Source organism: Candidatus Bipolaricaulis anaerobius (assembly GCF_900465355.1).
Taxonomy (GTDB): Bacteria; Bipolaricaulota; Bipolaricaulia; order Bipolaricaulales; family Bipolaricaulaceae; genus Bipolaricaulis; species Bipolaricaulis anaerobius.
Genome location: NZ_LS483254.1, coordinates 1,060,265 through 1,082,305 on the forward strand (window position 1 = coordinate 1,060,265; position 22,041 = coordinate 1,082,305).

Sequence of the window (22,041 nt, forward strand, 5' to 3'; positions counted from 1 at the left end):
AATACATGTTATGAGGAGGGACCCATTCGACGGGAGTTCCGAGTAAACGAGCAGATCCGAGCGAGAGAGGTTCTCCTGATCGACCCCGAAGGACGCAGCTTGGGCGTGCTCCCTGTGGACCGGGCGCTGGCCATGGCGCGTGAGAAGGGGCTCGATCTTGTGGAGGTGGCTCCCGAGGCGAACCCGGTGGTGTGCAAGATCGTGGACTACGGGAAGTACCGGTACCAACTGGAGAAGCGGGAGAAGAAACAGCAGAAGGCTACCCGCCTCAAAGAGGTGAAGTTCACGATCCAGACTGGGGAACACGATTTTCAGACGAAGCTCGCGCGGATCCGCGAGTTCCTCAGCGCGGGCCACATGGTGCGCGTGTCGGTGTTCTTCAAGGGCCGGCAGATCATCCATATCGGCAAGGGGGAAGAGATCCTGGCCCGGGTGGCGGCGGCGACGAAGGACATGGCGAAGGTCGATCAAGACATGACGAGCAAGGGAAGGACGCTGCAGATGCTGCTCGTTCCCGTCAAAGGAGGGCGCGTTGAAGACAAAAACGCACAGAGCGTCAGCGAAGAGATTTAGGATCTCGGGGACGGGGAGGATTTTCCACCAGCACGCCAACCGCAAGCACAAGCTGTCAAAGATGCGACCCCAGTACCGCCGCGAAGCAGGGCGGCCCGTCGAGGTGCGCGGTGCCGATCGCAAGCGGTTGCGGCGGATCCTGAGTATCTAGAGGAGGAAGGACGATGCGAGTTCCAGGCGGGGTGAAACACGGCCGGCGGCGGCGGAAGGTCCTCCAGCAGACCAAGGGGTTCCAGGGGAAGCGGCGCTCCTGCTACCGAATCGCGAAGCAGTCCGTGTTCAAGGCGCAGCGGCACATGTACGTGTCGCGCAAACTGGAGAAGCGGACGATGCGCAGGTTGTGGATGGTCCGCATCGGAGCGGCAGCGAAGGGCCACGGGCTCTCCTACTCCGCGTTCATGGGGGGCCTGCACAAGGCCGGCGTGGGGCTGAACCGGAAGATGCTCGCCGACATCGCTCAGCGCGATCCGCAGGCATTTTCCCAGGTGGTAACCGTCGCCAAGGAGATGCGGCGCGCCTAAGGGCCCCCGGGCCCGCGCTACGCTGACGTGGAGGTCGCACGCTCAAGGGCAATCACATCCTGATCACGGTCGAGCGAACGCCCTCCGGCCCCCGGAGGCGGGTGGCGATCGTCGAGGACGGCGAGCTCGTCGAGGTCCACTTCGATGCCCCGGCACGCCGGGCCCTGGTGGGCAACATCTACCAGGGGAAGGTGGAGACGGTCCTCCCCGGGATGGGGGCCGCCTTCGTGAATGTCGGGGAGAGGAAAGCCCTTTTTCTCTCCGAGCACGAGATCAGCGATGCCCTCCTCGTCGCCAAGGGGTTCGAGCCGTGGAAGGAGAGCGTGCCCATCCAGAAGGTGCTCCGCCCCGGGGATACCGTGCTGATCCAGGTCCGGCGGGAAGGGATGGGGAAGAAGAACCCCCAGGGGACGACGAAGATCAGCCTCCCCGGGCGGTACTGGGTGTTCCTGCCGACCGAGGATCGGGTCGGGATCTCCCGGCGGGTGGGGGATCCCGAGGATGCGAAGCGCCTCCGCCGGATTGCGCACGAGCTCAAGGGAGAGGGGCAGGGCCTCATCGCCCGCACCGCCGCGTTCCACGCAGATGAAGAGGAGCTCGCCGTTGACTTCCGCCGCCTCCAGGAGGTCTGGGGCGGGATCGAGCGGGCAGCCGCGGAGGCCACCCCCCCGCAGCTCCTCCACGAACCCCTCGACCTCGTGCGGACCCTCGTCCGCGACCGCTTTCTCGAGACCGTGAACTCCCTCATCGTGGACGACGCTGACGAGCAGAAGGGGATCCAGGAGTTCCTCGGCGAACTACGCCTTCCCCACCTCCGCCGCCGCGTCCGGCTGTACCGGGGGCAGGTCCCCTTGTTCGTGCGCTACGACATCGAGCGCCGGCTGCGCGAGGCGCTGCAGCGCAAGATCCCGCTCCAGGCGGGCGGGTTCCTCGTGGTGGACGAGACGGAGGCCCTCACCGCGATCGACGTCAACACGGGCTCCGACATCCGGCACCGCACACAGGACTCGGCGATCCTCAGCACCAACCTCGAGGCAGCGAAGGAAATCCCGCGCATCCTCCGGTTGCGGAAGATCTCGGGGATCATCATCGTGGACCTGGTGGACATGGAGAGCGAAGCCGATGAGCAGAAGGTGATCGCCCGCCTCGAGGCCGAGCTGAAGAAGGACCGCGTGCCGGTGGACCTCATCGGGATCACCAAGTTGGGGCTGGTCGAGATCACCCGGCGCCGGGAAGGGGAGTCCTTGATCGCGATGATCGAGGACAACGGCGAGAGCTAGTCCCAACTTGCGCGTGCAAAACGGGCCGGCTACCATCGCTACGCAGGGCGGATAGCTCAGTTGGTAGAGCGCTCCCTTCACGGGGGAGAAGTCGGGGGTTCAAGTCCTCCTCCGCCCAGTCCCCCCTATGCACATCTCAGTCGAAGGCCTGCCCGCGCTGGGAAAGAGCGAGGTCCTGTCCGTTCTTCGCTTGTACTACCCCGATCAGGTGGTGGTCCTCCCCGAGCTGGTCAAGGAGGCTGCCGAGCAAGAGGGGATCGATCTCTTCCGCGAGAGGGCCCGACTGAGCGAGGCGATCTGGGCGCGGCTCCCCGAGCGTGAGCGCGCGATCCGCGACGCTCTCTCCGCTGGGAGGACCGTGATCGAGGAGTCCCACCTCGCCGTCCACGCTGCCTACGCCGCCGCGTTGGGCGATACCTCGTTCCTCGCCCAATTCCGGGAGCGGGAACCGAACATCGTTTGGCCGAACCGGTTCGTGCGGTTCGTCGCCCCCATCGCAGTGTCCCGCGCCCGCCAAAGGGGCCGAGCCAATCCCCGTTACGCCGTGTCGGAGGAGATCCTGAGGAGGATGCTCCCCTGGCTCGACGCCTGGCACGCCAGGCAGGGGAGCGATCTCTGGCTCGTCGAGGCCGACCGCCCCCCAGCCGAGGTCCTCGAGGACGTTACTTCCGCCGCCGGGCTCGCCTACCGCGGGCAGTCCAATGGAGAGGTCCTCCCGTACCTGTTCCTCCTCGGCCGACCTGCGGCGGGGAAGTCCGAACTGATCCAGTTCCTCCGCCACCTATCCCCGGACGAGCGGGCGGCCGCCTACCACCTCGGCCGGCTGCGGGTGGCGGACGACTTCCCCCTCCTGTGGGAGCTGTTCGTGGCGGATGACCTCTGGGAGAAGGCCGGGCGGGGCCGGCTTCATTCGCGCCGGGCCGGGGAGAACTACGCGGTCACCGATGAGGGGGTATGGCCGTTCCTCATCCTGAAGCTCCAGGAGGACCTGGCCTGCCACCCCGTCGCCCCCGGGGAGACGGTGATCGTCGAGTTCGCCCGCGGCGGACCGACCGCGTACCGAGATGCCCTCCATCTGTGGTCCCCGACGTTTTTACCGAAAGCGGCGATCCTCTACCTCGACGTCACATTCGCGGAATCGTGGCGCCGGAACATCGCCCGCTACGATCGCGACCGCCGGGCGGGGATCCTCACCCACTCTGTCCCCCGCGAGGAGATGGAGCGCACCTACGCCCGCGACGACTGGGCCACCCTCGCCCCTCACGGCCAGGGGTACCTCCCGCTCGGGGGCATCCGGGTTCCGTACGAAACCGTCCCCAACACGCCCGAGCCGACGAGCGCGGACGCGTTCGCCCATCGCTTCCAGCCCGCCCTCGCCACCCTGTGGGAGCTCCACCGCAACCGCTGACGCAGGTCTACAGGTAGCCCAGGAGGACCCCAACGATCATCCCGACCCCGAGGAGGACCATCACCAGCCCCGCCGCGAAGTGGAGCGTCCCCAGCTTTGCCGTCCGCCACCGCTCCGCCCGGGCGGTGGTGGTGAACCCGAAGTGGACCATGAGCGCGATCGCGATCATGGGGAGGATGAAGATGAAGTTGTAGAGGAGGAGCCACAGCGCCCCTTGGACCCGGCTCGTGGTCTGGGAGAGGAGGGTGAGGATCACGATGTAGGGGCCCGACGTGCATGGGGCGAGGAACAGGGAGTCCACGAGCCCGATCACGAACGCGCCGGGGACCGACACCACCGACGCCGTGATCCTCTTCACCGACGGCTTCCACCTCTCGGGGACCTCGATCGAGAACCACTTCCCGTACCAGAGGAGGTCCTTCATCTCCCACAGGCCGATGAGAATGGCGAGCGAGGAGACGGCGAGGATGAACGGCACGCGGAACGCCCGCGACCCGACCGTGATCCCGAGCACAGCGTACAGGCCGAACCCGATCGCGAAATAGGCCACGAAGATCCCCGCCGCGAAGGCGAGGCCGGCCCAGATCACCTTGACCCTCTTCCCCACGACGAGCAAGGTCCCGAGGAGGAGGACCAGAACAGCGAAGTCACAGGGGTTGATCGAGTCAAGGGCTGCACCGACGACCACCGCTCCCAAGGTGAGCTGCTCCCGTAGCCGCAGCCGGTCGAGGGGGGAGGTCGCCTTGGCCTCCACCGCCTTCGCCACCGCCTCGCGGAGCGCGACCTCCCCGGCCGGGCTCGAGAGAGGAACAGGATCGCGCCGCGGGAGGTACACGTTCCCCCCCACCACCGCCGCATCGCCCACGAACAGGGCAGGCGGATCCCCCCGCACCCCATACAGCCGCAGGAGCTTCTCGAACGTGGACGATGCATTCGGATCCGTGACCGCCAACCGGCGGATCCCGAGGGCGGGGTACGTCTCCCCAAGCTGGGTTAGGTGGAGGTCGAGGAGGACGCAACCCGAGTCCAAACACGGATCGGAGGGGACGATGACCACCGCCTCCGTCGCCACCGGAGGAAGGAGGGTGAGCGGGGAGGGAGCGTTCGCGACCACGGCCGCCCGCACCGCCTCCTCCAGCACGAGGTCGTAGGCCGCCCCCGTGTACACGATCGGCTCAGGGCCCAGCCCATAAAACGTGTCCCCCACCACCGCAACCTCGCCCACGAACACCATCGGGACAGAACCGATGTCAGCGTGGTAGACGCCGAGGAGCCGGAGGAGGAGGTTCCACCCTTCTGGGGCGTGAATCTCGTAGCGTTCGATCGTGAACTCGAGGCCAGCCTGCTGGAGATCCGTCAGGAACGACTCAACTTGCTTACAGTGCGTGCAGCTCTCGTCGTAGAAGAACAGGAGTTCGGTCGCCCCGCCCGCGAGGCCAGCCCCCACCACGAGGCCCACGGCGGCGAGCACCAGGATCCATCGCTTCCAGTCCATGACCGCGTTCATCCGCCCTCCTTCGCGGGCGACCCCGGCCCCAGCGCTTCGCGCGTGGAATCCAGCACGTTCATCCTCCACCGCCCACGACCAAGATCAGCAGCACCCCCACCGCCAGAAGCACCGCGATCTCGAGTGGGCTCAGCACAGGGCGGAGCTTCTGGGGGAGGCGAGCCAGGGGGGAAGGACAGCCGGCCCCGAGGCAGCGCTCCACCTCTTCCCGGATCTGCAGTTCCACCGCCCGACCGATTCCGGCCACGGCCAGGTCCCCCACGAACACCGTGGGCGTGGTCTCCTTCTCCAGGCCGTACGCCTGGGCAAGGGTGGCCATGAGGCGCCAGTTGTCGGGGGTGAACGTGACCTCGTGCGCAACGATTGCGAGGTCGGGGTACTCCTGGGCGAGCTCGGCCAGGAACGCCTTCATCACCTGGCAGTCCGGGCAGGTTGCGGACCAGAAGTAGTGGAGCTCGACCGGGGCCGCAGCTGCGACCGCTCCCGACAGGATGAGTGCTACCACCATTCCTACCGTCCTCACGCTCCCTCCTTGCGCGTCACGGAAGCAGGGGAGCCCAGTTCCTCCCAGGGCCTTTTGCTCCCCCCGCAGCCAGATCCGACTACCGCTCCGGGAAGAGGAGCTCGTCCCCGAACTGGGCCCGCCAGGCCGCGACCCCCCCGAACAGGCACCGCGCCTGGGTGAACCCGATCCCCTGCAGGTATTGGGCCACGTCGCACGCCTGGGAACCATCCTCGTCCACAATCCAAATCGCAAGCGACGTCCCGGGGATCGGGCGCGGGAGGCGGGCCGCCCACGCCACGAGCTCATCCCGGGTGGCGAGGGCCACGTTCTCCGCCCCTGGGAAGTGGCCCGCAGCGTAGGTCGGCGGGGAGCGGAGGTCCACCACGTACTGGTACTTCTTCGCGAGCTGGGACGGCTGGACCACCGCCCACGTGCCGTAGTACGGCGTCCCCGTCGGCGGGGTCCGCACTGCATCGGGGGCCCACACGAAGAACAGGTCCCCATACGCCTGCCACCATCCGAGGAGGCCACCCGCGAGGACACGGGCGAGGGTGAACGCGTTCTGCTGGAGAAGCTGGACGGCCTGAGTGGCCTCGATCCCCGTTGCATCGTAGAGGTAGATGATCTTCGACTTCGGGAGCTCCCCGAGGTGCGCGGAGAGTTCGGCGACCGGGATGTTCACCGCGCCGAGGAGGTGCCCCCGGGCGTAGTCCTCGGCCGACCGAAGGTCGACGAGCACGTAGAAATCCTGTTCCAACAGGGACGCTGTGCCCTCGTAGGGGGCAAGGGTGCGGACGATGCCGCGCACCACGATCGGCAGCTCGGGTCGGGCCGGGTCGTTCGAGTGGATGGTCACCAGCTGGGAGACGGGCTGAGCGTGGCTGCTGTAGTTCCGGGTGTTGAACGTGACCGTCATCGTCGTCGACTCGCCCGGGTTGAGGGTCCGCACAGCCAGGGAATAGCTCGTGCAGGAGCAGTTGTAGCCCACGCTGCTGATGTAGAGCGTGCTGTCGCCGCTGTTCTTCAGGGTAACGACGAATCGGATGACCGTCCCGTCCATCGCCGTTCCGAAGTCATAGACCTCCGGGTCCACCACCAGCCGGGGGGCAGCCGCGGCCATCCCCGCGACCACACCCAACGCCAGGACCAAGTACGCCATCCGCTTCATCTGTTCCTCCCTTTGGCACGGCGCTAGCCACGCCCCTTCTCTTCGAGGTGTTTCTTGATCTCCGCCACGGGAGCGATGTGGCCGGACACGACGATCTCGCCGTCGATGGCGAGCGCCGGCGTCATCATCACTCCCCGCGCCATGATCTCCCGCAAATCCTCCACCTTCACGATCTCCGCGTCCACCCCCAGCTCGGCCACCGCCTGCTCCGCGTTGCGCAGGGTGGCCTGACACTTGGGGCACCCCGTACCCAGTACCTCAAGCTTGAGCATCTACACCTCCTTAGCAGCCCCGGTTTCGCTCGCTCACGGCGCCGCGTAGACCACGTCCAAGCCCGCCCGGATCACCACAACCCCGCACACCGCCTTTACAACCTTCGCCCCCCGTGACTCCTCGTTCCAGTTGAGGTAACGCTGGACCATCCCCCTGGGACGTCCCTCCGCCGCGCACGAGCAGCGCGCACGTTCCCGTAGGCCCTTCGTCCTGAGGACCACAGCACCCACTCATCCTCCGATCACCGTCCCGTAGAGCTTCCCCGCCAAGGTGGACAACACCACCACGAGCAGGATGAACGCCCCTGTCCTCTTCGTTCCGAGGACACGGCGGAGGACGAGCATCGAGGGCAAGGACAGCGCCGGGCCGGCGAGGAGGAGGGCCAGGGCCGGCCCCTGGCCCATTCCCGACCCGAGGAGCCCGTGGAGGATCGGGACTTCGGTGAGCGTGGCAAAGTACATGAACGCCCCCGCCACCGATGCCACCGCACACGACGCCCACGAGTTCCCGCCCACCGCGGCCTGGACCCAAGCCGAGGGGATGAGGGCCTCCTCCCCCGGCCGTCCGAAGAGGAACCCCGCCACCAGGACGCCGCCGAACAGGTACGGGAGGATGAGGAGCGCGTAGTCCCACGTGGAGCGGGCCCACGCCAATCCCTCCTCTTTGCCGACCCAGAACGGGAGAAGAACAAGCAGCGCGACGAGGAACACCCCGGCCACCGCGTACCGGTGCCGCCAAAGGGTGGTATAGGCCGACGGGCTGTACTCCACCCCTACGATCTCCGCCTTGGGGAGGGAGGCGATCTCCTCCCCTCCTTCCGGCACCAAAAGAAGAGAGGAGGCTTCCTCCCCAGCGCGGGTGCCGGAGACGACGGACCCGTCGCGGAGCGTCACCGTGACGCCCGCCGGTCGGCCCCAGGTGGCGATCACGAGCACCGCGATCATGAGCGCAAACAGAACGACCGTCTTCCACAGCGCGCGGGCCGGGGGAGGGGGCGTCGGCACCGCGGCATCCGCCTTCGCCTTCTCCTCCTTCCGGAACAGGGCGTGCATCGCGAGCCCGATCACGATCGAGAAGACCACCGCGCCGATCGCGCGGGCGATCCCGAGGGACGGCCCCAGCACGCGCGCGGTGAGGATGATCGCCAGCACGTTGATCGCCGGCCCCGAGTAGAGGAACGCCGTCGCCGGCCCGAGGCCCGCGCCCCGCGTGTAGATCCCGGCGAACAGCGGCAGCACGGTGCACGAGCACACGGCCAGCACCGTCCCCGCGACCGAGGCCACCCCGTAGGCGAGGATCCTCTTCGCCCCGTAGCCGAGGTAGCGGATCACGGACGCCTGCGACACGAGCACCGCGATCCCGCCGGCGATGAACAGGGCTGGGATGAGGCAGGTGAGCACGTGCTCCCGGGCGTAGTCCTGGAGGAGGAGGACCGCCTCCGACAGGGCCTTCTGCACGGCCGGAGCCGACCACGGGACGAGGTACGCAGCGAGGAACGTGCCTCCCAGGAGGAGGGACAGACGCAGTTCGCGCTTCATTCAGATTGCCGTGAGCACTGCAGGTTGGCCAGGCAGGACAACAGACGGGGGATGTCGGGCCGGACGAGCCGCCACATGATCCGCACTCCATCGCGCCGAGAGACGATCAGACCCGCCCGCGAGAGAACGGCGAGGTGCCGCGAGACGACGGATGGATCGAGGTTGAGCGAGGGCACGAACTCGCACCCGCACCGCTCGCCGTCCTCGAGAAGGCGCAGCAGCTCCACCCGGGCCGGGTGGGCGAGGGCCTTGCCGATCGTGCTCAGAACCGATTCATCCGTCTCTATCGCGTTACTTGTCATATTGCACAACCATGCACGAATGCCCGCATCCTAGTACGGACAACCCATCCTGTCAAGGCCGATGGAAGGCCCTCGTGTCCCGGCTGAGAGGGACACCCGGGGGAGATGCGTGCGCGAGCAGCATGGCTGAGAAGGGCCTGTGGGGCCTTCGACCGCGCGGAGGACACCGGATCCTTGAGGCTAGACAGTGCTCCCCCGCAAAGTGCGCGGAGTGGGCAGAGAGACGATCGTAGCGTCGATCTTTGTTCCCAACGGAATTTTGGTGATCCCATAACTGCCGAACCGCGGGAAGCGGCCAACGGACCCCGAACAGCGGGGTTCGCGGCGCCCTTCCAGGTTGGGGATGGCGATGCGCGCCAATCCGCCTGCGGGTGGCGTGCCAGCAGGAGACGTGCACCGAGGGGGCCGCGGGCCTCGGAGCTCCCCCAGCGTCTCCGAGGATCAGGCGACTACGTGCAAAGCCTGGGGCCGCAGCGAAACCTCGATCTCCTGGATGGGTTCCGGAAGGAGCTCCCCATCCATGTGCACCGGGACCGGCCGATCGCTGCGGATCGAAACCCGCTGGGCCTTCTTGGCGTGCACGCGCGCTAAGTCGAGGTAGGTCCCGTCGCGCGTCTTGGGGAGGACCACGCACCGCACCACGCGCGGGTAATCGCCGATGATCCCCACATCGAGCGCCCCGTCATCGAGGCAGGCCTGCGGGGCGAGGCGGTACCCTCCCCCGGCGTAGGAACCGTTCATCACCGATACGGCCAACACCTTCCCCGTGAACGTCCACCCATCGCCCACGACCTCCGCCCGGAACGCGCGGAAGCGGATCACCTCGAGGACGGTCGCCGAGAGGTACCCAAGTTCTCCCTTCAGGGCCCGCATGCGGAGGTAGTCCGCGGCGATCTGGCCGTCAATGCCCATCCCCACCGAGTTGAGGGAGAACTGTCCGTTGACGTTTGCCACATCCACGATCCGCACCTCACCGCGGGCGAGGATTGCCGCGGCGCCGGCGAGGTCCCGGGGGATCCCCAGCACCCGGATGTAGTCGTTCCCTGACCCCATGGGGAGGATCCCCAGGGCGACGTCCGTCCCCACCAGGGCCTGGCCGACCTCGTGGACCGTCCCGTCCCCCCCCGCCGCGGCGACGACCGTCGCCCCCGCCCGCACCGCATCCCGGGCGAGCTCGATCGCGTGTCCCGGCCCGTCCGTGAGGACGACCTGGGCTAGAATCCCCGCCGCCTCAAGGGCCTGGCTCAGCTCCTCCCGTCGCTCCCCGGCCCGGCCGCGATCCGCCGCCGGGTTGAGGACCACGTGTACCTGTCCCATGGCCTCATTCTACCTCGGTTGACGGGGAGGATGAGCTTTACTTCCCTGCCCCGGCCGGCCGCCGCGGACGGGTACGCCCGGGAGGACTCGAACCTCCGGCCTGCGGTTTAGGAAACCGCTGCTCTGTCCAGCTGAGCTACGGGCGCCTCGCCCGCCATCATAGTCGGCGCCGCCCCACCGATGCAACCGGCCGTGCGCTGTCACCTTCTGCGGGCCCGGTGCCGCTTCATCCCATAGAGGACCTCGTCCGCCCGGCGGAGGAGGGCCTCGACCGTGGTCGGGCCATCCCGGACCGGGTTCCACACCGCGTGGCCCACGCTCAGGCTCACCGAAAGGCCGGGCACGTCAGGGAGGGAGATCCCCCGCACCGCCTCCTGCAGCCGCGGGAGGACGCCCGTCCCGTCCCCCGTCTCGGGGAGGACAAGCACGAACTCCTCCCCCCCATAGCGGAACACGTAATCCCCCGCCCGCACGCTCCCGCGGAGGACCTCCGCAACGCGGCGCAGCACGGCGTCGCCCACCAGGTGTCCATGACGATCGTTCACACTCTTGAAGTCGTCAACATCCGCCATGACGAGGGTCAGGGGGTGTCCATAGCGCTTCGCCCGCTCGATCTCCCGCTCCAGGACCCCCACCAGAGTCCTCCGGTTGTAGAGGCCGGTCAGGGGATCGCGGATCGCCTGCTCCCGCAGTTGTTCCTCAACGCGGATCCGCCGGATCTCCTCCTGGAGGTGCCCGGCGAAGATCTCGGCCACGAGCGTATCCTCGGCGGAGAAGGCATCGCACGCCGTGGACACCACCTGGAACACGCCGAAGTCCCCGATCGGAACGGACAGGATGCTCCGCAGATCGGGCCGGACCGGCCGCGCTTGCGGCATGTCCTCGAGGTTGCCCGAGATCGTTTGGCCGCGCGCAAGCGTCTGCCAGGCGACCCCCTCCCCCTGCCGCAGGGGGCGGCCCTCGACCCCCACCGAGGCCTGGGGGACGAGCCAATCCCCTTCGACCAGGCTCACGGTGTAGGTGGTGAACCCGAGGATCCGCACCGCCTCGTGGGCAGCCACCTCACACAGCTCTTCCACCGTCGTGCAGCTTGAAAGCCGCATCACCAGCCCGTGGAGGCCAGCCAGCCGCTCGTTCACGGCCTCCACCTGTCCCAGCCGCTCCAACCCGGCCAGAGCCACAGCGAGCTCGGAGGCAACGATGTTGAGGAGATCCCGGTCCTCGGCGGGGATCCCGCTTGCCGCCGCAGTTTGGACATCCAAAATCCCGAACACCCTCTCCCCGAGGACGATGGGGACGGCGAGCTCGCTATGCGTGGTGGGGTCCCCGATGACGTAGCGCTCATCGCTCGACACGTCCGCCGCGTACTCCGGTTCCCGCGACCGGAACGCGGCGGTGGTGATCCCCCTCCCGTTCCTGCCGAATCGCATCCCCTGGGCCCACGCGATCTCGTCGTGCCCCGCCACCACCGTCAGCTCTTCCCCACATGGCTCGAGGATCGCGCATGGCCGATAGCCCAACACGGACCCGGTCAGCTCGAGGACGAGGCTGTACAGTTCACCCTTATCGCGGGCGAGCTTCATTCGGCGCGAGTATGCCTCCACCCTCCTCAGCTTCTCCTCGAGGACCGCCAGTCCGGCGTAGGTGCGCGCGTTGTGGATCGCCGTGGCCACCGGGGCGGAGATCGTCTCCAGAAGGCGGAGGTCCTCCTCCCCGTAAGCGCCCGGAGCGAAACTTTGGACCGAGAGGGCGCCCAGCACCTCATCCTGAAAGAGGAGGGGGACGCCAAGCCAACTCCGCACATCCTTGCCCACCAATTGCGGCGCCGCCGGGAGCTGATCGCTCTCGGCCTCGAAGTCGCGGACGAGGAGGGGACGCTTGGTGGCCACGATCCAGCCCGTCAGGCTCTGCTCATGATCGAGGGGGTGCACGACCTCGGGAAGGCGCTCCCCTTCCTCCACTGCGTACGCAAGCCGGAACTCACGGCGGGCGGCGTCCACCAGTGCGAGGACGAACGCATCGCAGGGGATGAGCCGGGCGATCTCCTCGTACACCCGGGCGAACACGCTCTCGAGGTCGAGGCTCGTCCCCAGGGCAACCGACACCTCATACAGCCCTCGCAGGTTGGCGTTCAGGGCCTGGAGGTCCTCCACGATCTTCGCCCGCTCGATCGCCGCGCCAAGCGTCCTCGCTGCCATCCGGAGGGCCTCGACCTCGATCTCTGACCACTCCCGCTCCCGGACGCAGTCGTCGAGCCCGAGGAACCCCCACCGCTCGGTGGCCACGAAGATCGGCACGGCGAGGAGGGAGAGGATCCCCTGAGGCCGAAGGACGGACTGCTCCGCGGGGGGGAACTCCCGCACCGGGCCCGCGATCGGCTCCCCGCGGGAGAACGCCTCCTCCCACCGGGATAACCCACCCTCCAGGTACGGAAGACCCTGGAGCTTAGGGTTACCGATCTGGGGAGAGATGCCAGGTGCCACCCATTCGAACTTCTGGCTGGCCAGCCGTCGCCCGGCTGCGTCGCGGTGGTCCTGGAAGAGGTAGACCCGGCTCACCCCGATCGCCTCCCCTAGGCGAGCCAGAACCCCCGGGATCTCCTCATCGAGGGGCTGGGCCCGCAGGAACAGCTCTGCAGCGAAGGCCACGGCGCCGAGCACCGCGTCGCGGCGGGCGGTCGCCTCCTCGGCCGCCACCCGCTCCGTGAGATCAACGAGGGACACGAGAACGCGGTCGTAGGTCTTTTCGTGGCCGGGGAAGACCCGCCACTTGAGCTGAACGTGAACCGCCCTTCCCTGGACGTCTGGATTGACGACGAGGAAGGTCGCCTCCGTCTTCCCCTGCCAGATGGCGAGGAGCTGTTGGACAAACGGGGCGCCCGGTTCCGTAAGGATCTTCCCCCGAAGATGGGCGACCTGTTGGGCCTGGTCCCGCGCGCCGTAGAGGGCGAGGGCAGCGCGGTTGGCATGGACGAGGCGCATCGCTTCCGCACACGCCCGGAGGAAGTCGGGGTTCTCCGCGACGTAGGCTATGAGGTCGCTCACCCCCTGCCCACGAAGGGCGTCGAGCATCGTCTTGACCCCTGAGAAGTCCTCCACGTGAATCCCCACCGGCGATTCCTCGAATAGGAGCCGCCACTGGGCCTCGCTCTCCCGGAGCGTGGCGTAGAGGGAGGCGTTCTCCAACGCCACCGCAATCTGGCGGGCGAGAGAGGTCAGGAACTCGACCTGCCCAGCGAAGGCCCTTCTCTCGTAGCTGTGGACGTAGAGGATCCCCATCACCCGCCCCTCGCCGCGGATGGGGATCCCCGCCAGGGACCGGATGCCTCCCTCAATGAGGACGGGGCTCACCTGGAGGGGGGCCTGGCGACGGCCCGGCCACCGGATCGGAGGATCGGTGGTCCCATCGTCCCGGATCTCCTCGATCACCACCGGCTGCCCCGTCTCCCGGATCCAGGCCGATAACCCGCGTTCGCGGATCTGGAGGGGGATCGGGGGCGCGCCGTGGGGCTCGAGGGTGCGGAGGGGCCGTCCCCCCTCATCGAACAGGAGCACGTTGGCGAAGTCGGCCCCCGTGGCATCTTGTACCAGCGTAACCACGTCCTGGACAAGCTTATCTCGGTCGAGCGTCGCGGAGAGGAGGATGGACGCGCGGTAGAGGGCCTGAAGCTGCGTCAACCGGCTCTCCAAAAGTTGTTCGAGGCCTTTGCGGTCCGTGATGTCCCGGTTCACCGACAGGGTGGCCGGCTTACCCTTGTACTCGAACAAGGTGATGGCGCAGTCGGTGATAAAGACTGTTCCATCCTTGCGGCGCTTCTTCTCCTCGAAGTGGACGATCTCCCCGTGGGCGAGCCGCTCGTTGGCCGTGTCATAGGTGATTGCCGGCTCCTCCGCAGCCAGATCGCGCATGATGTTCATCCCGATGAGCTCGGAGCGGGAGTAGCCGGTCTGCCTCTCCGCCGCCGGGTTGGCCTCGAGGATGGTCCCGTCGAGAGAGGTGATGTAGACGGGATCGGCCAGGCGCTCGAACAGGAGCCGGAACCGCCGCTCCGAATCAGCGAGCGCTGCCCGCTCCCGGGCCCTGCGCACAGCGAGGGTGATCTCCTCCCACACCCCCTGCAGACGGTCGAGATCAGCCGGAGAGAAGGCATCGGGATCGTCCCGGCTGTTCACGTTGAAGTAGGCGATCACCTCTCCCGCGACGAGGATGGGAAACGTGATGAACGCGGCAACGGGGAACGCATCGAGCTCGCGCGCAATGGGGGGAGGGAGGAGGTCGCGGTAGAGCCGCTGCGGATCGCGGATGATGGCCGGGCTCGTGAGGCCCAACTGGTGCTGGATGGTGCGGTCTTGGGGGAGCTTGAGCTGGGATAGCTCCCCCAGGTCATAGCCCACCGCGGCCTGATACTCGAACACCCCCTCCTCGTCGTTCAGGGAGAGAAAGGTCGCGGATTGGGCTTGGGGGAGGATCTCCAGGGCATGCTCCAGAATCGTGCGCGCGACAGCCGGGAGAGCGGGGTCGCTGTTCAGCGCCCGCAGGAACTCCACGAGATGTGCCCCATGTCCGTGGTCCATCAGCGCGGCACCTTCCTCCGGACGAGCGGCATTATCCGAAGCTTACCGGTCCCGATCCAGGCGCGGGGCTTCCGTCAAGAGGGCAGATCAGCCACCTCCGCTAGCAGATGCGGGGAACGGGGTCGCCGAGGGGCATCTCGAGGAACCTCCGTCCCCCGATCCCCGTATCGAGGATCACCCGGCCAGGGTAGGTGGGGATGACCTCCCCGATGATCTGGCTGTCCCGCCCGAGCGGGTGGTCGCGGAGGAGGGACAGGACCGCCTCGGCTCGGTCTGGGACGACCGCGAGGACAGCCCGGCCCTCGCATGCCACCTCAAGGGAGCTGATCCCGAGGAGCTCGGACAGCGCCCTCGCCTCGGGGCGGAGCGGGATCGCCTCCTCGTGGATCTCGATCCCGACCCCTGCCTTCCGCGCCATCTCGTTGAGGGCTGCGGCGAGCCCGCCCCGGGTGGGGTCCTTCATCGCCGTGATCCCCCCCGAGGCGAGTACGGGCGCGAGGAGCGGCCACAGCGGGGCGACGTCGCTCGTGAGCCCAGTCGCGAGCTTGAACCCCTCGCGGGCAGCGAGGAGGGCCATCCCGTGGTCCCCGACCGTCCCCGTGACGAGGATCGCGTCCCCCACGCGGAGCCCCGCATCGGAGATGACCCGCTCCGCAACGCCGATCCCCGTCGTGTTGATCGCGATCCGATCGAGCTCTCCCCTCCCCATGACCTTCGTGTCCCCGGCGACGAGGGGCACTCCGAGTTCCGCGAGGACCCCCGCCGCGGAGCGAAGGACCCGCTCCAGATCGGAGAAGGGGAAACCCTCCTCGAGGAGGAGCCCCAGCGTGAGGGCCACCGGACGGGCCCCCATCACAGCGAGGTCGTTCACCGTCCCGCACACGGCGAGCCTCCCGATGTCCCCGCCGGGGAAAAGGAACGGTTTCACCACGTGGTTGTCGGTGGTGACAACGAGGTGGCCGGGGGGGAGGTCCACCACCGCCCCATCGTCGAGCTGGTCGAGCCCGATCGGCCCCGCCGACCGCAGCTGGAACAGGGGCAGGACCCGCTCGGCGAGGAACTTCCCCATCAGCTCGCCGCCGGCACCGTGGAGGGCTGTTACCCCCTCGTCCGACAGGCGGCCGGTCATAGGTCGGGCCTCCCCCCGTACCGGTACCACACGTTGCATGCCCCTTCCGATCCCACCATGCATGGCCCCACCGGAGAGAGGGGCGTGCACCCGTTGCGGAAGAGAGGGCACTCCGCGGGCACGGCCCGCGCGAGGAGGACCTCCGAGCACAAGCAGCCCGGAGGCTTGTCCTCCCCTGGCTCGGCCGGAACCGAGAACGCCCGCTCCGCATCGAGATGGGCGAGCTCCTCGCGGATCCGCAGGCCCGAACCGGGGATCAGCCCGATCCCCCGCCATACAGCATCGGAGGGCGCAAACGCCCGCGCGAGGAGCGCCTGGGCGCGGAGGTTCCCGTCCTCGCTCACCGCCCGCGGGTACCCGTTCTCCACCTCCACCCGGCCCTCGCGAAGCTGGCGCAGGAGGAGGGCGATCGCGTACAGGATGTCCAGGGGTTCGAACCCAGCGACCACGACCGGGACGTGATACCGCTCAACGACGAACCGGTACGCCCGCGCCCCGATGATCGTGGACACGTGCCCCGGCGCGAGGAACCCCGCGATCGGCGCCGGCGGGCCGGCGAGGAGCGCCCCCAGCGCGGGGGGGATGAGGCGGTGGGAAGAGAGGACGTAGAAGTTGGGCGGGGGGGAGTCGAGGAGCACGGCGGCCGTGCCGGGGGCGGTCGTCTCGAACCCCACAGCGAAGAACACCACGTCGCGGTCCGGATGGGCCTGCGCCACATCCACCGCATCCGCCGCGGACAGGACCACCCGCACGTCGGCGCCTTGGGCCCGCGCCTCGGCAAGCGTCACGCGGGTCCCCGGCACGCGCGTCATGTCCCCGAACGTGCACAGGATCGCCCCCCCCGCGGCCAGTTTCGCCGCCCGATCGAGGTCCACGGTCGGGGTCACGCACACCGGGCACCCTGGCCCCTCGAGGACCTCCACCCCTTCCGGGAGGAGGGACCGCAGCCCGTGCTGGGCGATCGCCATCTCGTGGGTCCCGCAGACGTGGACGATCCGCACCGGGTACGGTGGGGCATAGCGGCGGATGAGGTCGCCCAACGCCCGCGCCCGGTGTGGGTCACGCAGCGGGAAGGTCGTGCCCGAGGACGGCATCAGGACGCCGGCGGGCATCGCCCCTCTTTTTCCGTCGCAGGGGCGCGGTCGAACCCTCGTTCAGGCGGGACGCGAGTCATGCCGTGGTCCAGCGGGATCCGGGGCCACCCCTGTCGGAGGAGAGGCACCCTGCGGATCGAGGGCGAACAGCTCATCGAACAGGGCCAACGTTTCCGCGGCATCCTGGGGATCGAGGCGGCGGATGGCGAACCCGGCGTGGACGAGGAGGTAGTCCCCGATCCGAACCTCCTCCCCGAGGGCATCGAGCCGCACCCGGGCCTGAACGCCCTGCACGTCCACCGTGGCCACGTTCCCGTCCAGCGTGAGCACCTTCGTCGGGATGGCGAGACACATGCGCGATCGGAACCCATTCTAGCGGGCCCCATCCCCCCCCACAACGGGCCGAGCGAGGGCTGTGCCTCAAAACGAGAGCGTGTGTATCATCGGGCTCATGCGCGCCGCGTGGAATGGGGGCCTCTGGCGAGCGGGGGCGGTGGCCCTCGTGGCCGCCCTGGGCGTCGTGGGGAGCGGAACCTCCCCGCAGGAGAAACTCGCCGCCGCTGAGGCGCTCTACAACCGGTGGGATGGGGCGTTTGAGTTCACGGCGTACGAGGCCCGCCTCCGGGGGGCGATTTCGCTGTGGGAGGAGGTGTTGGCGGCCACGGACCTGACGGTGGACGAGCGGGAGGCGGTGCTCGTCCGCCTGTCCCGGGCCTACTTCGAGCTCGCCGAGGCGTACCTCCCGGACGGGGAGCGCCGCGCGGCGTACGCGACGGGCGAGGCGGCGGGCCTTGCCGCGCTGCGCCTCGATCCGGAGTTCGCCCGCGTGGAGGGCATCCACGGGTTCCGCGCCGCCCTGGGGGCGGCCGCGGAGGTTGGGGCGATCTTCTGGTACGGGAACAACCTCGGCCGGAGCTTGAATTACGACTACGGCCGGGCGTTGTTCGGGGGAACGCGGGACGTGCTCGCCGCGTTCACGCGGGCGGTGGAGCTTGACGAGGCATACTGGGGCGGGGGGCCCCACCGCGCGCTCGCGAACTTCCTCGCCCAAACCCCGGGGTTCCTCGGTGGCGATCAGGCCCAGGCGGGCCTCCACTTCGCCCGCGCTGTCGAGCTCGATCCGGCCTTCGTCCAGAACTACGTGGATTGGGCCGAGTTCTATGCCAAGCCGCGCCGCGAGTGGGACACGTTCTGCCGGCTCCTCCACGTAGCCCTCGCCGTCGGGGACGACCCCGCCCAGCGGGAGCGGTGGCCCCTCTACAACCACCTCGCCCTCACCCGAGCCACGGCCCTCCGCGCGGAGCCCCCGGAACGCTGTCCCTGAGGCTCATCCCCGTGAACGTGATGGATGCACTTGTCGGTTGACCGAACTTGCATATAATGCAATCACTTACTTACCCCCGTCTCGGGGGAGGGGAGGTGGCACCGGGCAACTGACCTCGACCGTCCGATAAGGGCAAACCCACGGCAACGTGGGGACGCAAAGCCAACAGGTCCCTCAGGGATGGCTGGGTTGCCGAAGCATGGTCAGGAAAATGGTTGTGCTGGTGATGATTGGCCTCGCGGCGGGGAGCGTCCTGACATGGGGGAGCGAAAAAACAGCGGGGGCTCAAGCTGCCCTGACGATCCCCTCCCTCTCCCGCCTCTCCGTGGCGGGGACGAGCGCTACGGGGCGAGAGGTCTCGGTCTCAGTGGAGATCCCTCCTGGGGCGGCCCCCACCACAGGGGGCATTGAGCTAGCGAGAGCAGTCGTCCTCGTGGTGCGTAGCAACGTGCCGTGGACGCTCGTCGCACGGCCGGGCGACCTCCTCACGGAGGGGGCCATGGAGGCCCGCGTCGGGCGTGACGACTACCGGCCGGTCCGGCCGGAGGGGCTGGTCCTCGCCCAGGGAGCGCCCGGGGTGCACGAGATCGTGCTCGACTACCGGGTAGCCTGGGGCGAGGCCGGGTGGAGCGGTGAGAGCTCGCTCACCCTGGTGTACACGATCGAGGGATAGGTGGGCCCATGCTCGAGGACGGACGCGGCGTGGGGCGATGGACGCTGGCCGAAAGCCTGCGGGGAGCCCGTGTACGATCGGGCCAGAGTAGAGACGGAGGTGAAAGCCGAAGCAAGGCCACTACGGAAAGGGACAACGGCATCTGGACACAACGAGGTGACCGAACAGGCAAACCCGGGGCGACCCGGGGACGCAAAGCCACAGGTCTCCCAGAGGGAGATGGCTGGGTTGCCGAAACGCCTCCAAGAGAAGGACAATTCAAACTTTCTTGGAGGTGCAGTGATGAAGGTTCGTACGCTTACGGTTGGCATGTTGGCATTGGGGCTGCTGGTGGGCGTGGCAGGGATGGCGCAAGTGACACAGGGCTCGACGGCTCAGTTCACGGTGCCGACGTTGATCCGGCTCTCCCTTACGACGAGCACGGTCAACTTCGGTGCCCTGACCGAAGACGACTACGATCTAGGGTTCAAGGATCTCTATACGGCACAGGGGATCCAGATCTGGAGCAACAAGAGCTGGACCCTGACCGTGGCCGCAGACGCTGCGACGTGGACCGGTCCGTGGGCGAAGCCCTCCACCGACCTTCAGTGGCGGGCCGTGACCTCGGATGGACGCGTCACCTCGTTCGAGAACACGTTCACTGGGCTGACGAGCGGAGCGACCCAGGTTGCCGCTGGCACGAGGGGCGGGAACATCCAACTCTCGATGGACTTCCGGGTCCTCGTGAGCTGGGAGAACGACCCGGCCGGCGACTATAGCGTGGGGTTCACCTACACGCTCACCGCCCCGTAATGAGGGCACAACCATGGGCAGCCCGGGTTCACGCGGAATCCGGGCTGCTCCTGTTCTCGTGGGAAGACGGGGGAACATGATGAACCGCACGCGGCAGCTATTGGGCCTGCTCCTCTTGTTCGTGGGGCTGGCGGGACTGGCCCAAGAGACGGGGTGGATGGACCCGTCGGCGGATATGGGGCAGTTCACGAATGGCCCCCGTGCCTACCACCGCGACGGACGCTACGCGGTCGCTTCTCACGGGCAAGAGCACAGCTACGAGGGCTACGGGATCTCCCTTCCCGGGGGGAGCGAGGTCGTGGGGATCGAGGTCCTCTTCACGGCCCGCAAGGACGGCCCCACCAATTCATCGCTCGAGGTGGAACTGTCATGGGATGGCGGGGTGAGCTGGACCGCCACGGGCTACGGAGTGGGGCCAATGCCGGCCAGCTGGAAGAACTACGTCGCAGGGGGGAGTTCCGACACGTGGGGGCGGACGTGGGCACCCAATGAGCTCGGCGATGGAGCGTTCCAGGTGCGGATCCGGGCGACCCACAATTCGCGTTTGGACTGGGTAGCGGTGCGGGTCCACTACCGGGAGGAGATCGCCCAGACCCTGATTGTGACCCCGCCGCTCGTGGATCTGGGGGCGCTGACCCTCGCCCACTACGACGCAGGCTACAAGGAAATCTCCCCCGCCCAGAGGGTCACGGTGTCGAGCCCCACCGCATGGTCCCTCGTTGTAGCCGCGGACGCCGCGACCTGGACCTACACCGGGTCGGAGGCCCCGCCGGGGAAACCTTCCTCCCACCTCGAGTGGCGGGTCAACGCATCGGGCCCGGGGACCACCGACTCTCAGACGAGCTACACTGGCCTGACCACGGCGTCCCACACGGTGGCCCGGGGGGCGGCGGGTAGCGGCCTGTGGCTCGAGGTCAGCCTGCGGGTCCGGGTGGACTACGACACCACAGTCCCCGGCACGTACGAGCTCCGCTTCACCTACACGCTGACCACACCGTAGACGACGGCGCGTATACTTCGGTCATGAGAAAGCTCCTCTGGATCACGATCCTTCTCGCCAGCTTCTCGGGGGCAGGCCTCGAGGTGAACCTCCTCGAAGTGGACCTCTCGGTAGCTCCAGGGCAGGCGTACACGTTCTCGTTCACCGCCCGCAATGAGACGGAAGCCCCGGAGACCTTCTTCGTCTACGCCGGCGACTGGGACCGCGATGAGATGGGCGAGAACAGGTTCTACCCTCCCGGGACGCTCCCCCGCTCGCTCTGCTCCTGGCTCACCGTAGCCCCTGGCTCCTTCACGTTGGGCCCCGGGGAGACCCGCGAGATCGGGGGAACGCTGCACGTGCCCACCAATGCCGCGCCGGGGACCCACTGGGGGATCGTGTTCGTCCACGGCGAGCCGCGGCCGGTGGAGCACCAGGGGACGACGGTGATGGTCGCAAAGCGGATCGGGATCAAGGTCTACGCCACGGTGGGGTCAGCCCCGGCCGAAGGAGAGGTGCGGAGGATGGAGTTCCGCGGCCTGAATCCCCTCTGGCTCGGGGTGGAGTTCACCAACGCCGGGCCCACCAACCTCCGCGAGGTCCGGGTGGAGGTTCAGATCTACGACGCCGTGGGGGAGCGCGTGGCCGAGGTCAAACCAGCTCCCGTTCCCTGCCTCCCCGGGGCAAGCCGATGGGTGATCGTGGAGACGGACCTGCGCCCCACCCCCGGGACGTACCTCGTAGTGGCGCGGGTGGACCTGGGAGGGGAAGAGATCCTCGCCGCCCAGGCCTACCTACGGGTGCGACCCCTGTCCCTCGTCCCCCTCTCCGGGGGCACCGTGCCGGGCGACCTCGATCGCGATGGCCTGTACGAGGACGCAAACGGGGATGGCACGTTCGATGAAGAGGACGTGGCCTTGTTCCGGACCCATGTCACGAGCGCGCCCGTGCAGGGCAATGCCCGGGCGTTCGACTTCACCAACGACGGCCGCGTGGACGAGGCGGACGTGGAGGCCCTGATGGCGCTCCTCGCTGCCGCACCCGTGCCGTAGGCAGCACTTCCCCTCGCCCCCGCACCTCCTTC

Annotated in this window: 22 protein-coding genes, 2 tRNA genes and 2 riboswitches; of the genes, 11 read left to right on the forward strand and 13 right to left on the reverse strand. The window is 68.1% G+C overall.

The annotated features are described in order from the left end of the window. Positions 1-24: 24 nt before the first annotated feature. From infC to BARAN1_RS05140, 6 genes are all read left to right on the forward strand, one after another. On the forward strand, positions 25-573 hold the full coding sequence (gene infC, locus BARAN1_RS05115) for a translation initiation factor IF-3 (protein WP_122031485.1): 549 nt from the start codon (positions 25-27) through the stop codon (positions 571-573). Next, on the forward strand, positions 533-724 hold the full coding sequence (rpmI, locus tag BARAN1_RS05120; RefSeq protein WP_122031486.1) for a 50S ribosomal protein L35: 192 nt from the start codon (positions 533-535) through the stop codon (positions 722-724). The genes infC and rpmI overlap by 41 nt, the downstream gene beginning before the upstream one ends. 13 nt (positions 725-737) lie before the next feature. Next, complete coding sequence (gene rplT / locus BARAN1_RS05125) at positions 738-1,094, forward strand: 50S ribosomal protein L20 (RefSeq protein WP_122031487.1); 357 nt, start codon at positions 738-740, stop codon at positions 1,092-1,094. A gap of 101 nt (positions 1,095-1,195) precedes the next feature. Then, positions 1,196-2,374, forward strand: a complete 1,179-nt coding sequence (locus BARAN1_RS05130) for an Rne/Rng family ribonuclease (RefSeq protein ID WP_157959492.1) — start codon at positions 1,196-1,198, stop codon at positions 2,372-2,374. A gap of 45 nt (positions 2,375-2,419) precedes the next feature. Next, positions 2,420-2,492, forward strand: a tRNA-Val gene (locus BARAN1_RS05135). 9 nt (positions 2,493-2,501) lie between these two features. After that, positions 2,502-3,782, forward strand: a complete 1,281-nt coding sequence (locus BARAN1_RS05140) for an ATP-binding protein (RefSeq protein WP_122031489.1) — start codon at positions 2,502-2,504, stop codon at positions 3,780-3,782. 7 nt (positions 3,783-3,789) lie between these two features. Here the strand turns inward: BARAN1_RS05140 and BARAN1_RS05145 are convergent, their stop codons facing one another. The 13 genes from BARAN1_RS05145 to BARAN1_RS05205 all read right to left on the reverse strand — a co-directional run bounded on the left by BARAN1_RS05145 (position 3,790) and on the right by BARAN1_RS05205 (position 17,543). Continuing rightward, on the reverse strand, positions 3,790-5,289 hold the full coding sequence (locus BARAN1_RS05145) for a cytochrome c biogenesis protein CcdA (RefSeq protein ID WP_157959493.1): 1,500 nt from the start codon (positions 5,287-5,289) through the stop codon (positions 3,790-3,792). Between the two features lie 58 nt (positions 5,290-5,347). Then, positions 5,348-5,812 (reverse strand): TlpA family protein disulfide reductase, encoded by a 465-nt coding sequence (locus BARAN1_RS05150; RefSeq protein WP_157959494.1) that lies wholly within the window; start codon positions 5,810-5,812, stop codon positions 5,348-5,350. A 79-nt stretch (positions 5,813-5,891) separates the two neighbouring features. Further along, positions 5,892-6,962 (reverse strand): rhodanese-like domain-containing protein, encoded by a 1,071-nt coding sequence (locus tag BARAN1_RS05155; protein WP_122031492.1) that lies wholly within the window; start codon positions 6,960-6,962, stop codon positions 5,892-5,894. A 23-nt stretch (positions 6,963-6,985) separates the two neighbouring features. Then, positions 6,986-7,234 (reverse strand): thioredoxin family protein, encoded by a 249-nt coding sequence (locus BARAN1_RS05160; protein ID WP_122031493.1) that lies wholly within the window; start codon positions 7,232-7,234, stop codon positions 6,986-6,988. A gap of 33 nt (positions 7,235-7,267) precedes the next feature. Next, entirely contained in the window at positions 7,268-7,456 is a 189-nt protein-coding gene (locus BARAN1_RS05165) for a hypothetical protein (RefSeq protein ID WP_122031494.1), read from the reverse strand. 9 nt (positions 7,457-7,465) lie between these two features. Next, positions 7,466-8,773, reverse strand: coding sequence for a permease (locus BARAN1_RS05170; RefSeq protein ID WP_122031495.1), 1,308 nt, complete (start codon positions 8,771-8,773; stop codon positions 7,466-7,468). Beyond that, positions 8,770-9,075, reverse strand: coding sequence for an ArsR/SmtB family transcription factor (locus BARAN1_RS05175; RefSeq protein WP_122031496.1), 306 nt, complete (start codon positions 9,073-9,075; stop codon positions 8,770-8,772). The genes BARAN1_RS05170 and BARAN1_RS05175 overlap by 4 nt, the downstream gene beginning before the upstream one ends. A gap of 441 nt (positions 9,076-9,516) precedes the next feature. Next, entirely contained in the window at positions 9,517-10,392 is an 876-nt protein-coding gene (locus BARAN1_RS05180) for a diacylglycerol/lipid kinase family protein (protein WP_122031497.1), read from the reverse strand. Between the two features lie 72 nt (positions 10,393-10,464). Next, positions 10,465-10,538, reverse strand: a tRNA-Arg gene (locus BARAN1_RS05185). A 54-nt stretch (positions 10,539-10,592) separates the two neighbouring features. Further along, positions 10,593-14,966, reverse strand: a complete 4,374-nt coding sequence (locus tag BARAN1_RS05190) for a GAF domain-containing protein (protein WP_122031498.1) — start codon at positions 14,964-14,966, stop codon at positions 10,593-10,595. 100 nt (positions 14,967-15,066) lie between these two features. Continuing rightward, on the reverse strand, positions 15,067-16,095 hold the full coding sequence (hypE, locus tag BARAN1_RS05195) for a hydrogenase expression/formation protein HypE (RefSeq protein WP_122031499.1): 1,029 nt from the start codon (positions 16,093-16,095) through the stop codon (positions 15,067-15,069). Beyond that, on the reverse strand, positions 16,092-17,207 hold the full coding sequence (gene hypD / locus BARAN1_RS05200; protein WP_231944247.1) for a hydrogenase formation protein HypD: 1,116 nt from the start codon (positions 17,205-17,207) through the stop codon (positions 16,092-16,094). The genes hypE and hypD overlap by 4 nt, the downstream gene beginning before the upstream one ends. A gap of 42 nt (positions 17,208-17,249) precedes the next feature. Next, positions 17,250-17,543, reverse strand: coding sequence for a HypC/HybG/HupF family hydrogenase formation chaperone (locus tag BARAN1_RS05205; protein WP_122031500.1), 294 nt, complete (start codon positions 17,541-17,543; stop codon positions 17,250-17,252). A gap of 97 nt (positions 17,544-17,640) precedes the next feature. Here BARAN1_RS05205 and BARAN1_RS05210 point away from each other — a divergent pair, with 97 nt between their 5' ends. From BARAN1_RS05210 to BARAN1_RS05230, 5 genes are all read left to right on the forward strand, one after another. After that, complete coding sequence (locus BARAN1_RS05210) at positions 17,641-18,513, forward strand: TRAP transporter TatT component family protein (RefSeq protein ID WP_122031501.1); 873 nt, start codon at positions 17,641-17,643, stop codon at positions 18,511-18,513. A gap of 121 nt (positions 18,514-18,634) precedes the next feature. Beyond that, a riboswitch (cyclic di-GMP riboswitch) is annotated at positions 18,635-18,710 on the forward strand. Positions 18,711-18,724: 14 nt separating this feature from the next. Beyond that, positions 18,725-19,186: a hypothetical protein gene (locus tag BARAN1_RS05215; protein ID WP_122031502.1), complete on the forward strand. Its 462-nt coding sequence runs from the start codon at positions 18,725-18,727 to the stop codon at positions 19,184-19,186. Between the two features lie 157 nt (positions 19,187-19,343). Beyond that, positions 19,344-19,422: riboswitch (cyclic di-GMP riboswitch) on the forward strand. Between the two features lie 46 nt (positions 19,423-19,468). Then, complete coding sequence (locus BARAN1_RS05220) at positions 19,469-19,978, forward strand: hypothetical protein (protein ID WP_157959495.1); 510 nt, start codon at positions 19,469-19,471, stop codon at positions 19,976-19,978. Between the two features lie 76 nt (positions 19,979-20,054). Then, complete coding sequence (locus BARAN1_RS05225) at positions 20,055-20,978, forward strand: hypothetical protein (protein ID WP_157959496.1); 924 nt, start codon at positions 20,055-20,057, stop codon at positions 20,976-20,978. 23 nt (positions 20,979-21,001) lie between these two features. After that, positions 21,002-22,009 carry a dockerin type I domain-containing protein gene (locus BARAN1_RS05230; protein ID WP_122031505.1) on the forward strand — a complete coding sequence of 336 codons (1,008 nt, stop codon included), beginning with the start codon at positions 21,002-21,004 and terminating at the stop codon, positions 22,007-22,009. The last annotated feature ends 32 nt before the right edge of the window (positions 22,010-22,041 follow it).

Coding starts and splice junctions, on each gene's coding strand:
- rplT (WP_122031487.1), top strand. CDS start 738: ATGCGAGTTCCAGGCGGGGTGAAACACGGCCGGCGGCGGCGGAAGGTC.
- BARAN1_RS05140 (WP_122031489.1), top strand. CDS start 2,502: ATGCACATCTCAGTCGAAGGCCTGCCCGCGCTGGGAAAGAGCGAGGTC.
- BARAN1_RS05145 (WP_157959493.1), bottom strand. CDS start 5,289: ATGAACGCGGTCATGGACTGGAAGCGATGGATCCTGGTGCTCGCCGCC.
- BARAN1_RS05155 (WP_122031492.1), bottom strand. CDS start 6,962: ATGAAGCGGATGGCGTACTTGGTCCTGGCGTTGGGTGTGGTCGCGGGG.
- BARAN1_RS05160 (WP_122031493.1), bottom strand. CDS start 7,234: ATGCTCAAGCTTGAGGTACTGGGTACGGGGTGCCCCAAGTGTCAGGCC.
- BARAN1_RS05170 (WP_122031495.1), bottom strand. CDS start 8,773: ATGAAGCGCGAACTGCGTCTGTCCCTCCTCCTGGGAGGCACGTTCCTC.
- BARAN1_RS05175 (WP_122031496.1), bottom strand. CDS start 9,075: ATGACAAGTAACGCGATAGAGACGGATGAATCGGTTCTGAGCACGATC.
- BARAN1_RS05180 (WP_122031497.1), bottom strand. CDS start 10,392: ATGGGACAGGTACACGTGGTCCTCAACCCGGCGGCGGATCGCGGCCGG.
- BARAN1_RS05190 (WP_122031498.1), bottom strand. CDS start 14,966: ATGGACCACGGACATGGGGCACATCTCGTGGAGTTCCTGCGGGCGCTG.
- hypE (WP_122031499.1), bottom strand. CDS start 16,095: ATGACCGGCCGCCTGTCGGACGAGGGGGTAACAGCCCTCCACGGTGCC.
- hypD (WP_231944247.1), bottom strand. CDS start 17,207: ATGCCCGCCGGCGTCCTGATGCCGTCCTCGGGCACGACCTTCCCGCTG.
- BARAN1_RS05205 (WP_122031500.1), bottom strand. CDS start 17,543: ATGTGTCTCGCCATCCCGACGAAGGTGCTCACGCTGGACGGGAACGTG.
- BARAN1_RS05210 (WP_122031501.1), top strand. CDS start 17,641: ATGCGCGCCGCGTGGAATGGGGGCCTCTGGCGAGCGGGGGCGGTGGCC.
- BARAN1_RS05215 (WP_122031502.1), top strand. CDS start 18,725: ATGGTTGTGCTGGTGATGATTGGCCTCGCGGCGGGGAGCGTCCTGACA.
- BARAN1_RS05220 (WP_157959495.1), top strand. CDS start 19,469: ATGAAGGTTCGTACGCTTACGGTTGGCATGTTGGCATTGGGGCTGCTG.
- BARAN1_RS05225 (WP_157959496.1), top strand. CDS start 20,055: ATGATGAACCGCACGCGGCAGCTATTGGGCCTGCTCCTCTTGTTCGTG.
- BARAN1_RS05230 (WP_122031505.1), top strand. CDS start 21,002: ATGAGAAAGCTCCTCTGGATCACGATCCTTCTCGCCAGCTTCTCGGGG.